Source organism: Nocardia sp. NPDC055050, assembly GCF_053608345.1.
The window spans coordinates 312,242-322,896 of sequence record NZ_JBSGVG010000001.1 but is presented as its reverse complement, the minus strand read 5'-3'; the positions used below and the strand labels follow the sequence as shown (position 1 = coordinate 322,896).

Sequence of the window (10,655 nt, the reverse complement as noted above, 5' to 3'; positions counted from 1 at the left end):
TCACCTCCATCCCAGGAGTTGGTCGATCTTGTCGATCGAGGCGGGGGTGCCGATCCGTTCGCGCCGCGCCTTCACGCCCGGGCGGGGAATGGGGTCGGGCTGTCCGGTTCCGCGCTTGGCGCCCTTGGTCTTCGACCACACCAGCCAGTGCAAGCTGTCCACCGCCGCGGCGAGCAGCAGCTCCGAGAGCTGCCAGCTCGCGTCGGCACCGCGCACGGTCCGGTCGAACGCAGACCCCATCGGCAGGTGCTCGATGATGGCGGCGAGGTCGCCCCAGGTGAGATCGTCAGTCCCGAGGTCCCGCAGCCGCAGACCGCGTTCGATCAGGTCTGCGGCGATAGCGGTGGGGTACGCCTCGATCAGCTCGTCGAGGCGTCGGATTCCCCCAGCGAAACACCGGAGTGATCGCGCCAATCCTCGAGCAGCTTCGAGTACTCGTCGGGGTCCATGTCGTCGATGGCCGCCAGCTGGGCGGGCGACAGCGTCAGCTCGAGAAGGGTGTACATCGCGTCGACGTCGCCGAGGCGGCGGACCTTACGAATCAGGCCGGGCTTGAGATACGTCAGCGACGGCAAGATGATCTCGACGCCGTCGACCTCCCGAGTGAAGTCGTCCTTGACGACCTTCGAATCGGTGTCGGTGGTAGCGATTTGACGCGCACGAGGGGGCATGGCGCAGGCCTCTCTTTCATGGGGGTTTGCGCAGGCAGAGGGTTCGGCCCCGAAGGGCCCGGTGGCCGGCGGGCCTGCGCGGGTCGGACCGGCCACCGAGTCTGTTAGGCGGAGAAGACTCCGTCGTCGTAGTAGCGGTAGGCCTTCACGCCGGTCGCGTCCTTGAACGCTTCGACGGTGACCTGGAAACCCATGAGCTCACCGGCGACGAACGCGTTCTCCGAGACCTCGGAGATCTTGGCGACAGGCAGCACGATGCGCAGCTTCCGCACGTCGTTGAGCATGTCGAAGATGTAGGCGCGTGTGGGCAGCACAGCACCGGTCTCGGTGACCTTGATCAGCGTGCCGGTCGACACGGTCGGTGCGGTGATGGTGACGTTGCCCGTGCCGAAGACCTCGGCGAGGGTGTCAGCGTCGTAGGCCGCGTACAGGGTGAGTGCGAACCGCACGGAGTGCTCGGTCTGGAGCTGGGCGATGATGTCGCCGTTCCAGTCCTTGATCGCGTTCACCGACCGCTCGCCCTGAGCCTCCAGGCCGTCTTCGGACACGTAGCCGAGAGGCTTAAACGCGGCGCCGATGGTGCCCGCAGCGGTGGTCGGCAGCGTGGTGCCCAACGGTGCGGCGAGGACGCCGCCGGTCGCGGCATTGAACGTGCCTGCGCTGACCTTGAGGGTGGATGGCAGTGCCATGATGTTGTCTCCCTTGGGATTTGCGCAGGCCCTGGGGAGGTATGAAGTTGTGGGTTAAGCCAGCTCGTCGCCGCGGACGTACAGCTCGGCGGTGACGATGTAGCGGGGCAGGTTGGTGCCGGGGTCAGGGATGAACGCCAACCCCACATCCACCACGCGATCGACCCATGCAGGGCCGACCTTGGTCTGAGCCGTCGCACCGATCTCCGCACGAACCAGCGCGGCCAGGTTCGCCGCGCCCAGACCGGAGGTGTCCCAGCATTCAGCGACGATGCGGGCGCGATCGGTTACCGCGCTGAGCGTTTCGCCGCCGACGCGAACCAACCGCACGAACTTCGGCGGCCGGGTCGCGGGGACTGCCAGCACCACGGGAATCGTGATGCCGCGAGCGGTCAACGCTGTCGCCAGCTTCGGCGCCAGGTGGACCTCGACCGGAGCGAACGCGACCGGTTTGGTGAACCTCACGGTGCCCGCATTGCGTCGATGACCGGGCCCATCAGGGTGTGGTCACGGGCGTTGCGATGGCGGGCCCGCATGGTCGCAGCGATGACCGCGGCACGGGCGCGAGTCGGGCGGTCTGCCGCACGGGCGAGGAAACCATCACCCGCAGCGTTGGCGCCCTTCTTCGCGTAGTCGTACTCCAGCTGCTTGAGAGATTCGAGGCGCCGGATCTCAGCGAAAACACCGGGACGCCATGCGATTCGGGGAGCCATCAGCCATCTACCTTTCGGAGGTTGATCACCACGCCCGCAGCCCATTCCCACGGGCCCGTGGCATAGCTTTCGGTTTCGCCGAGGACCTCGTACTGCCCGGTCGGCAGGTCGACCAGGTCGTGCGGGCCGGGCTGAAAGACCACCGGGGCGAACAGTTCGATGTCGACAACGACTCGTTCGGGGTGGCCGGCCATCTTCGGCTCGGCATTGGCTGCCGTGGAGGGAACGTGCCAGCCGTGCACCGGCACCGCGGTGCCCGGCTCGTCCTTCGGCGGGGTGAAAGTCGGCGGATCCATGAACGGATCCGCACCACCGGAGATACGGGCATGCCAGCCGACGGTGTACGGGGTCGGAAAGCCCATCAGATCATCGCCACATTGACGATGCGGCGGTTGACCTTGCAATACCGATCCAGCAGCGCCTTATCGTTTTTCGACAGCCAAGGCCCGCCTTCGGTGGTACCGGCGCTGTACGCGTGTGTCCGCGCGTACGGGCCCGCGGTCATGGTGGACGACTCCAGGCCGGGAACGGAATCCCCGGCCTGGAGTACACGCGCAGCCATTCGCGACGCCACCAGCACCACACCGGTGGGGACCGGGTCGGGTACGGCGCCACCGCGCTCTTCGAGGTAGGCGTCGATCAGCTCGTCGGCCTCCTCGAGCAGCCCTGGCAGCCAGAGGATTTCGTCTTCTGTGAGCTCACGACGAAGTCTCTTCTTGACGTCGTCTTGCTGCGCGTACGTCACCGTGGCCTACTTCTTGGCCGTGACTACGGCAGCCGTGTCGGGGCTGCCGGTGCCCTGATCGCCCGAGTCGCCAGTGCCCTGGTCACCAGTGCCCAGATCGCTCTGGTCACCGACCCCCTGATCACCGTTCGGCTGGACCGGTTCGGTCTTGCCGGTGTCGATCAGGTGGTCGCCCACCTGCGCGCCAGTGGGCACGCGGTCACCCGCCTGCAGCATCACGGTCTTACCGCGATGCTGCAGGTACACAACACCTTCGAGATCCCTGCGGATCCGCTGCGGAGTCGCTGCCATCAGAGCACCGTGCCCACGAACGACAGGTCGGCGTTGGCCAGGACCGGCAGGCCGATCGCGGCCGAGCGAACCCACGCGGCGATCGGGTCGTCGGTCTTGGTCAGGCCGACCACGATGCCGGGACGGTCTTCCTCGGCGATGTCCCAGCCGGGCTCCGAGGACTCCAGGGTCTGGCCCCAGACGGTGGACCCGAGGTCAGTGCCCTCGGCGTCGTCGGGATCGACCGGCGCGGGAAGCAGGAAGATCTTGTTGTCCGACAGCACCTTGGTGGGAGTGCCAGCAACGTTGATCTTCCGGTCGTACGGGTAGATCGGCGGCAGGTTGTGCACCTGCAGCACCTGCTGCACCGCGTCCAGGGAGACGATGCTGGGGGTGCCCGCGATCGACGCCGCCAGTGCGCGGAACTCCGCGGTGCGCTGCAGGGCAGCGATCACGCGAGAACTCATCGCGATGGCGCCCGGCTCCTCGCCAGTGGAGTCGACGTAGGTAGACCGGTAGGCCAGCAGGTCATCGAGCGGCTTGGCCGTCGCCGACACCGACCACAGGACCGCAGCCGTCGCGGTATGCGAACCGCTGCGCGCCCAGCTGCCGGTCTGCACGAACCCGTTCTCCGAGATCGACAGCGCGGCAGTCTCGATCGCCTGCCCACGAGCCACCTCGAGCCGGTTCGCGACCGCCTTGACCACGCGGTCGGTGACCCGTTCGGCCGAGATGATCATCTGAGCGTCGGCGTTGCCGCGCGCACGCAGCTGCTCGTACTCGCCGATGCGGATCTTGCGACCGAGCGGGGGAAGCTCGACGGTCTTGCGCTGCCCGCCGGGCAGGTCGCCGATCGGGGTCTCGGCGTCGTAGCTGCGGTACTCGGCCGCAGGCACGAGACCTTCCTGGCCGACGACCAGGCGCACGACGATGTCGGGCGTGGTGCGGTTGGGCAGCCAGCGTGCCAGCGACCCGCCCTTGGCCCGCTCGTAGGCTTCCAGCGACGCACGGGCGTAGCCGGTCAGCTCGGCGGGGGTGATGAGATCAGTCCACAGTGCCATTGGTCAGCCCCTCTCAGACGAACACGAACTGGCCGGTGGTCGTCGCGGTAGCGAGGACAGCCGACGGCAGCTTGGACAGGACAATTCGGCCGTGATCCTGCAGCGCGCCGACGGCGTTGCCCGCACCGGCGACCACCGGGACGTCGTTGAGCAGGAAGCCCGCGAGGATTTCCGTGCCGCCCGAGCCGCCCGAGTTGTACGGCACAGCCAGGCCGGACACGATCGCCAGCGGTTCACCGGACTTGATGTAGCCGTTGACGATCTTCGCGGCGGCGGCCGTGACGTTGATCGTGATGGTGCGCGCGGCATCGGTGCCGTGCGCGGACCCGAGCCAGGACAGATTGCCTGCGCTCCAGGTTTCGACCCGCGGCGAAAGCTGCATGGTCATCTCCTTTGTGTCGGCGCAGGCAACTGCCTGCGCGGTTACTTCTTGTTGTGGCGCGCTTCGTAGCGCTCGCGACCGGCGGCCATCGATGAGGGCGTCCCCGTGGAGGTGGTGCCCTGCTGACCGTTCGGGCGCGGCACGCGAGGTCCGGGTCCGGCGGCGTCTTGCAGCTCCTTGAGCTCCTTGACGTCGGCGCGGATCTCGTCGTCGGTGCCGCCCTTGATCCGCTTGATGAGCTTCGGATCGGTCAGCTGTTCCTCGGCGGCGATGTCGAGCTGGCGCAGACGCAGATTCGCGGCAACCAGTTCGGCGTCCTTCTGGGTGAGCTGGCCGGTGAGCTCGTCGGCCTTGCCGTTCGCACGATCCAGCTCGGACTTCTCGGCATCCTTGAGCTTCGAGAGCTCTTCGGCAGCCGCCTTGTAGGTGTCGAAGTCCGCGAAGTCGGCAGTCAGCGTTTCCTTCTGCCGGGTGAGCCGTTCCCCCACGATCCGATCGAGATCGGCCTGGGTGAATGTCTTTCCGGAGTCGTCTCCCGACGGCGGCTTGTCGCCTTCGCCGGATCCGCCCCATACCGGCCAGATCGGCCCGCGGCGCGTCATTCCGATTGCCTGCAGCCTGGTGACTGGGTGGACAGGCAGAATCGTGGTGTCTTGCATGGTTTTCTCCCGTAGCCCGTCGGCATCCGTCCGTTGAGCGCCGGACGTGGGCGCGACCCCGCCACTGTGTGGACGGGACGATTCAGTGCCCGATCAGCGGGCCCAGATACGACGAAACCCCAAGCCGTGGACTTGGGGTTTCGGTAGTGGTCTTATCTATTCGGTCGGAGGTTCCAGGCCCGCGGCCTTGTAGGCGTCGATCTCTTTCGCCGAAGGCGGGATCTTGACGCCGGCCAGCTTGGCGGCTTCGCGGCGCCCTTCGGTCATCTCCAGCGGTGGAACGGGGGTGCGGGTCATCTGCACTCCGTCACGTAGCGCGCCCATTGTCACCATCCTCGTCCTCGCTTGCGGCCCGAACGATCGCTGCCAGGCGCCATGCCTTGACGCCGTCAGAGTCATCATATCGGACTCCGATGACCTGCAGGCGGCTCCGACCTGGTAAGAGCAGTTCGCGTTCCTGTTCGAAGACCGGTGACAGCCCTTCGTTCATGAGGATGGCGTGAGACCCCTCAGGAACGATGATGTCCAGCACAACGGGGTCGCTGCGCTGGGCGATGAACGGCGGGTTCCGGAATCCGCTGGTCGACAGAAATGCCCGGTCGTGAAGGTATTCCTGCAGAAGACTTTCCGCATCGGCCGAGGATGACAGGCCGATGTCTGACGCTTCTACAGACCGTGTCACACGGTAGGTCTGGGGCAGGGTGTACCGCTGCATCGCGGAGTCGATGAGGCCGATGTGCTCTTCGATGTTCTCGGCCGCGTCCGCGTTTCCGCGCATCACTTCGTTGGTACGGCGATGCCCTCCGGATGCGTAGCTCCACAGAGCGCGCCGTTCCTCGTCGGACAATAGCGAGTTGTCCTGGCTGGGGAAGTAGTAGATGTTCGGGAACGCCAGACCGTCAAACGGATCGACGGGCACAGGAGCCTGGTTGTCGATCTCAACGTCGGCGTTCGGCGCCGAGTCTTCGACGGCCGGTTCGATAGGCGTTTCCACGTCATCTTCGGTTGTGTCGTTGGCATTGCGCGCCACGTCATTGCGACGCATCTCGCGCAGGATCGCTTCGGTGGTGCCGTTGGTCGACGACGCGGCCTGCTCGTACTCGTCGATCCAGCCGTCGACGTAGTCCGGCGGCACGTATGGGCTGCCTGGACGATCGGGCACGGCCATACAGTTGCAGCGGTCGTGATACGCCTCGCCCAGTTTCTGATTTCCACGCACACGTTGATCGGCACCACCGGTTACCCGGCTGGCGTCTGCCTCCGATAGGTAGATTGCGCCGCGAGTCGCCAGCATCCGGCAGAACGCGCATGCGTCCGGCTCGGCGTGACGTGCCCAACGGACGCCTTCCTCGTCAGCGTTTTCCGTGATCGTCTGCCGAGAAGCGTTGTTGATGTGCCGTTCACCCGCGCCGATCAAGCGTTCCAGCGGCGACCCGGTGCCTTCGTCGCCAGGTGCGAATGCAGGCTCGAAGGTCTCCTGTTCGGACGCCTCAGCGGCCCGCGCTGCCCGCTCGGCAACGGCAGCGTCGACGGCATCGGCGGCTTCCTGCACCTGTCGGGCTCTGGATTCGGCGACACCACGCTCGAATTCCTCAGCCGCGGCGAAGGCACGCTCGAAGGCATCGGAAGGTTGAGGTGCGCGGGTGAACATCGGCGACATCGCCCACCGGGCACTGCGTCGCAGTTGCTCTTCACTGATAGCCGTCGACGGGCGCGCCCGGTATTCAGATTCCGGCGACAGGTCGTCGTACCAGACGGCTGAGACCTGAGCCGCTGAACTCATGAACTGGCCGATGATCTGCACGAACGCTTCAACCATCAGTTCAGCGGCCTCGATCGGGCCCTTTCCGACCATCAACCGCCACAGTGCCGTCAGATCGCCCGTCGCCGCGGCGCGCAGATCCTGCAGGATCTGCTGCAGCGCACGGGTTTCGCTACTGCTCGGCACCAGCGCTACCAGGCAGGCGCGCCAGCAGTTCAGACATTCCACCGCGGCGCTTGTCCTCGGTAATCTGCTCGATCTCGGCCTTGGACAGGCCGATTCGCTTGTAGGTCACCGACGAATCGGGCGGCAGCACCTTGGTCGACACGAGCTTCGAGGCGTAGTCGGCTTCGGCCGAGCGCGTCGGGGTCGCTGGGTTCGCCCAATCCACTGTTACGCGGCGCAGGCGATCGGTGTCGACCTTCTGGTCACGCCACAGCAGCGCGACATAGGCGAGCTCCATCATGTCGCGCGTCCACTGCCGGTTACGCAGCTCAGCGCGGCCGACCAGACGCTTCTCCTCGCGCGCGATCGCGTCCGCAGCCGCGGGATTGTCGGTGTGCACACCCAGCGAGGCAGCAGGGATCGCGGTTGCGGTCGACAACGCGAGCGCGTACCCGCGCATCTGCTCGACGTATGGCGTCGGCGGCGCGGGCTTGTATTCGTGGAGCGTTGCGATCTCGCCGTCATCGTCGCGCGGGATGATATTCAGCCGGCCCATCATGACCGACCAGCCAGCGCGCACGCGCTCCTCGCGGTTCATGTCGTCGTCGAAGCCCAGCTGCTCCGGGTCAGCGCCGAGCACCGCGCGCGAGGGCGCGGTGTAGAACTCGCGGTTGATCTCCATGCCGAGCAGGGTGCGCAGGGCGGCATCGGTCAAATACCGGACTGCTCTGGTGATCTCGGACTTCCCGTGCACATCAGACGGGCGAGATCTGTTCGGGAATCGGATGACAGGCACGCGACCAAGACCATGGTCGTCGCGGTCGACGACCGTCATGCCCCCACGCGCCGACTTTGCGAACGAGATTGTCGAACCAGGGAGGTAGAGAGTCTCCAGGACGACCTTCCCGTCCTCGACGGTGCGCGAGTACGCCGAGGAGCACCGGCGCCGACGCCGGTCCCAGACACCAGTGGTGTCCATCGACGATTCCGAGGTCACGATGATGTCGGGCTCGTCGTCTTCGCCACGGCCGACGATGTTCCAGCCGACACCGGTCAGGATCGACTCGGTGGCCGTCATCGACTGCTCGGACTCGAGCTGGGCGTCCTCGAAGACCTCGTCGAGGCCCATCAGGTCGTCCTTTTTCGCCGCCGTCCACCCGTGGCAGGCGTGCAGCTCGGCGTTGGCGTCGACCACCACCTGCGGCCAGCCGTTTGCGATCTCGATATCGGCCAGCGACGGCGGCACCGAGATGTTCAACTGCCGCGGCTGGTATTCGCCTTCGTAGTACGCCGATTTGAGGGCGTTGACCTTCTCGTACTTCGCGAGCTGGGCGCGCAGCTTGCCGACCTCGCGCTGCTCGTCGTCGGTCAGCGTCAGTTTGGTCAACGACACGGCCACGGGTGCGGTCACGCGATCACCCCCTTCTTGGCGGTACGGCGGCGTCTGCCGAAACCTTGTGCGACAGCGTCGGATCGGGCTTTCCAGGCGAGCGTTCCCGCGTATGCGCCGTCGATCTTGTTCGGGCTGTCCGGGTACTGCTTGAACAGCAGGTAGCCGGTCTTCGTGGGCCGCCGCCGGGCGTTGAGCATGTGCCGAAACAACCCAGGCGAGCCGTTGTGGGTCATCTCTCGATTGACGACGGCCAGGCGCAGCTGCTCCACGTAGTGCTCGATGCGGCTGTCCTTGCCTCGCGGCCACGCATGGATCGGGTTCGTGCCCGACCCCTTGACCTTGAGTCGGCGTTTGTACCGGGCAGCCCACTGCGTGGTCCATTCGGTCCAGCCAGTCGGGTCCGCGTAGAAGCCGATCACCCGGAAGTGGGCGAAGGTGGCGTGCACCGCGGCGTCGACCTTCGCGGTGCTCGGCGTCCAGGACTGGCCATCGGTCGGCCCAGCTTCTTCGATGATCACTTCGAACATGTGTCCGTCGTGGACCCGAACACCGATCAGCGCGGTCGCGTCGGCCTTGCCCTTCTTGCGACCCATCGAGCCGTCGAAGCCGAGCACGATCGTGTCACCGGCGACCAGCGGCGATTCGGTGGATTCGCAGGCCTTGAGCTGCGGCTGAGTCAGCCACGAGTCGCTGGCGTGTGTGATTTGGTTCAGCAGGTCGCTACGCAGCTGCTGCACATCGGACGCCGGATCCCATACCTGGTCGACCAGCGCGTCGAGGTCGGAGTGCCCTGGTGGGCACGGTGGATCGTGGATGACGCACCCGTCTGGGTGTCCGGAGCTGTCGCCGTAGGCCATGCGCAGGCCTGCGACGAGCGAGTCACGGTCGGACATGTCGGTGTCGGGTGCAGCTTCGCGGTGGTCCCACAGCAAGCCCTTGCTGCGCGAGCGGCCTTCTCGGATCGCCGAGGCGTATGCGGCCGAGGACTCGGCTACCGACATCTCGCCTGGAATGAACGCGTTCGGCGACTCCAGCGTGCGGCCGCCGTTCTTGGCGGCGTTCGTCCGGATCGCCTGCGCGAGCTTCGGGCCACCGTTCGACGGCACCCATTCCTCGGTCTGGTCCAACGTCGCGAACACGATCGGCGCGCCCTTCGTACTGCGCGCGCTCGCGGTGATCTGCTCGATCTTCCCGCGCGGCAGGAACACGACCGTGTCCAGTGCGTCCACGCCGTAGTTGTCAAGCACCGGGCCTTCGCGCAGCATCTCCAGCAGCGGCTGCCAGGTGTTCTTCGTCTGCTCCTCGCTGACCGCGGCGATGTGGACCAGCGGTGTCCGGATCGTCGACCACGGGCGGCCCACCGGCTGCCCGTCGGCGTCCCACCCGTCGAACAGGCAATCGCCGAGCGCCTCGAAGATCGCCAGCGACGCGAGCAGCGGGGACTTGCCCCACCCGCGCGGGCGGCCGAGCAGCCCTCGATGATGCCGAAATCGTCCCGTTACCGGGTCGATCTCGTACCACCGCAGGATGAAGTCTTCCTGCTCCAGGTACGGAGTGAACGGCTCGTAGTCAGCCTTGCCGGGGGCGGCCAGGTTCTCGACCATCCAGTCGATCGCCTGGTACCCCAGCGTCGGGACCTCACCAGCAGTGGACGGTTTCCACGGCACTACAGCGCCTTGAGCGGTCCCCGGCGATCGCGCGCCGACCCACCCGGCGGTCGGCCACGCTTGTCCTCGGCCTCTTCCGCCGCAGCGAACTGGATCCGAAGCCGGGCGCGGTCCTCAGGAGTCGCGCCGAACTTCGCCGTGCGCAGCCGGATCTCGGCCGCGAGCTTCACATCGCCACTCCAGTAGCGCGCGTGCAGAACCGCGGTATCGAGAAGCTCAGACCAGTCAGTGCTGGTGAACTCCGCAGACAACGGGGACTCCGCCCACATCTGCCACCAGTCGCGCGTGCGCGCCGGCCATTCGAACCGCTGGGAGACCATCTTGCCGTCGACGTTGACCTGCAAGTCGAACTCCGGCAGCTCCGGCTGCGGCACCGGCTCCGCGGTGATCACACGCAGCGCAACCGGGTCCTTGTTCGTGCGCGCCCGACGATTCGGGTCCTTCGGAGCAGGGCCACGACCAGCCACACCGACCACCT

The 10,655-nt window shown here is 66.5% G+C and carries 16 protein-coding genes; all 16 read right to left on the bottom strand.

What is annotated here, in order from left to right; translation table 11 throughout:
• A complete protein-coding gene (locus tag ACWGCN_RS01620; protein WP_452458601.1) occupies positions 1-414 on the bottom strand; it encodes a DUF5361 domain-containing protein in 414 nt (137 codons plus the stop codon).
• Positions 360-671, bottom strand: coding sequence for a hypothetical protein (locus tag ACWGCN_RS01615; RefSeq protein ID WP_452458600.1), 312 nt, complete (start codon positions 669-671; stop codon positions 360-362). The genes ACWGCN_RS01620 and ACWGCN_RS01615 overlap by 55 nt, the downstream gene beginning before the upstream one ends.
• 104 nt (positions 672-775) lie before the next feature.
• Entirely contained in the window at positions 776-1,360 is a 585-nt protein-coding gene (locus ACWGCN_RS01610; protein ID WP_452458599.1) for a phage tail tube protein, read from the bottom strand.
• Positions 1,361-1,414: 54 nt separating this feature from the next.
• A complete protein-coding gene (locus tag ACWGCN_RS01605; RefSeq protein WP_452458598.1) occupies positions 1,415-1,825 on the bottom strand; it encodes a hypothetical protein in 411 nt (136 codons plus the stop codon).
• Positions 1,822-2,073 carry a hypothetical protein gene (locus ACWGCN_RS01600; RefSeq protein WP_452458597.1) on the bottom strand — a complete coding sequence of 84 codons (252 nt, stop codon included), beginning with the start codon at positions 2,071-2,073 and terminating at the stop codon, positions 1,822-1,824. The genes ACWGCN_RS01605 and ACWGCN_RS01600 overlap by 4 nt, the downstream gene beginning before the upstream one ends.
• The gene (locus ACWGCN_RS01595; RefSeq protein WP_452458596.1) at positions 2,073-2,435 is read right to left on the bottom strand and encodes a hypothetical protein; all 363 of its coding nucleotides are present in this window, start codon (positions 2,433-2,435) and stop codon (positions 2,073-2,075) included. Before ACWGCN_RS01595 ends, ACWGCN_RS01600 begins: the two co-directional genes overlap by 1 nt.
• Positions 2,435-2,818 carry a hypothetical protein gene (locus ACWGCN_RS01590; RefSeq protein WP_452458595.1) on the bottom strand — a complete coding sequence of 128 codons (384 nt, stop codon included), beginning with the start codon at positions 2,816-2,818 and terminating at the stop codon, positions 2,435-2,437. Before ACWGCN_RS01590 ends, ACWGCN_RS01595 begins: the two co-directional genes overlap by 1 nt.
• Before the next feature lie 6 nt (positions 2,819-2,824).
• On the bottom strand, positions 2,825-3,109 hold the full coding sequence (locus ACWGCN_RS01585) for a hypothetical protein (protein ID WP_452458594.1): 285 nt from the start codon (positions 3,107-3,109) through the stop codon (positions 2,825-2,827).
• On the bottom strand, positions 3,109-4,149 hold the full coding sequence (locus tag ACWGCN_RS01580) for a major capsid protein (RefSeq protein ID WP_452458593.1): 1,041 nt from the start codon (positions 4,147-4,149) through the stop codon (positions 3,109-3,111). Before ACWGCN_RS01580 ends, ACWGCN_RS01585 begins: the two co-directional genes overlap by 1 nt.
• A gap of 13 nt (positions 4,150-4,162) precedes the next feature.
• On the bottom strand, positions 4,163-4,531 hold the full coding sequence (locus ACWGCN_RS01575) for a potassium transporter (protein WP_452458592.1): 369 nt from the start codon (positions 4,529-4,531) through the stop codon (positions 4,163-4,165).
• Positions 4,532-4,572: 41 nt separating this feature from the next.
• Positions 4,573-5,133 carry a hypothetical protein gene (locus ACWGCN_RS01570; RefSeq protein ID WP_452458591.1) on the bottom strand — a complete coding sequence of 187 codons (561 nt, stop codon included), beginning with the start codon at positions 5,131-5,133 and terminating at the stop codon, positions 4,573-4,575.
• A gap of 213 nt (positions 5,134-5,346) precedes the next feature.
• Positions 5,347-5,487, bottom strand: coding sequence for a hypothetical protein (locus ACWGCN_RS01565; protein ID WP_452458590.1), 141 nt, complete (start codon positions 5,485-5,487; stop codon positions 5,347-5,349).
• A gap of 10 nt (positions 5,488-5,497) precedes the next feature.
• Entirely contained in the window at positions 5,498-7,180 is a 1,683-nt protein-coding gene (locus ACWGCN_RS01560; RefSeq protein WP_452458589.1) for a VG15 protein, read from the bottom strand.
• On the bottom strand, positions 7,125-8,528 hold the full coding sequence (locus ACWGCN_RS01555) for a phage portal protein (RefSeq protein ID WP_452458588.1): 1,404 nt from the start codon (positions 8,526-8,528) through the stop codon (positions 7,125-7,127). The genes ACWGCN_RS01560 and ACWGCN_RS01555 overlap by 56 nt, the downstream gene beginning before the upstream one ends.
• Positions 8,525-10,177 carry a hypothetical protein gene (locus tag ACWGCN_RS01550; protein ID WP_452458587.1) on the bottom strand — a complete coding sequence of 551 codons (1,653 nt, stop codon included), beginning with the start codon at positions 10,175-10,177 and terminating at the stop codon, positions 8,525-8,527. Before ACWGCN_RS01550 ends, ACWGCN_RS01555 begins: the two co-directional genes overlap by 4 nt.
• The gene (locus tag ACWGCN_RS01545) at positions 10,177-10,644 is read right to left on the bottom strand and encodes a phage terminase small subunit (RefSeq protein ID WP_452458586.1); all 468 of its coding nucleotides are present in this window, start codon (positions 10,642-10,644) and stop codon (positions 10,177-10,179) included. The genes ACWGCN_RS01550 and ACWGCN_RS01545 overlap by 1 nt, the downstream gene beginning before the upstream one ends.
• Positions 10,645-10,655 lie beyond the last annotated feature (11 nt).

Excerpts from the sequence above, each read along its gene's own strand:
- ACWGCN_RS01570 (WP_452458591.1), bottom strand. The coding sequence starts at position 5,133 with ATGACGCGCCGCGGGCCGATCTGGCCGGTATGGGGCGGATCCGGCGAA.
- ACWGCN_RS01565 (WP_452458590.1), bottom strand. The coding sequence starts at position 5,487 with ATGACCCGCACCCCCGTTCCACCGCTGGAGATGACCGAAGGGCGCCGC.
- ACWGCN_RS01595 (WP_452458596.1), bottom strand. The coding sequence starts at position 2,435 with ATGGGCTTTCCGACCCCGTACACCGTCGGCTGGCATGCCCGTATCTCC.
- ACWGCN_RS01580 (WP_452458593.1), bottom strand. The coding sequence starts at position 4,149 with ATGGCACTGTGGACTGATCTCATCACCCCCGCCGAGCTGACCGGCTAC.
- ACWGCN_RS01575 (WP_452458592.1), bottom strand. The coding sequence starts at position 4,531 with ATGCAGCTTTCGCCGCGGGTCGAAACCTGGAGCGCAGGCAATCTGTCC.
- ACWGCN_RS01585 (WP_452458594.1), bottom strand. The coding sequence starts at position 3,109 with ATGGCAGCGACTCCGCAGCGGATCCGCAGGGATCTCGAAGGTGTTGTG.
- ACWGCN_RS01615 (WP_452458600.1), bottom strand. The coding sequence starts at position 671 with ATGCCCCCTCGTGCGCGTCAAATCGCTACCACCGACACCGATTCGAAG.
- ACWGCN_RS01600 (WP_452458597.1), bottom strand. The coding sequence starts at position 2,073 with ATGGCTCCCCGAATCGCATGGCGTCCCGGTGTTTTCGCTGAGATCCGG.
- ACWGCN_RS01610 (WP_452458599.1), bottom strand. The coding sequence starts at position 1,360 with ATGGCACTGCCATCCACCCTCAAGGTCAGCGCAGGCACGTTCAATGCC.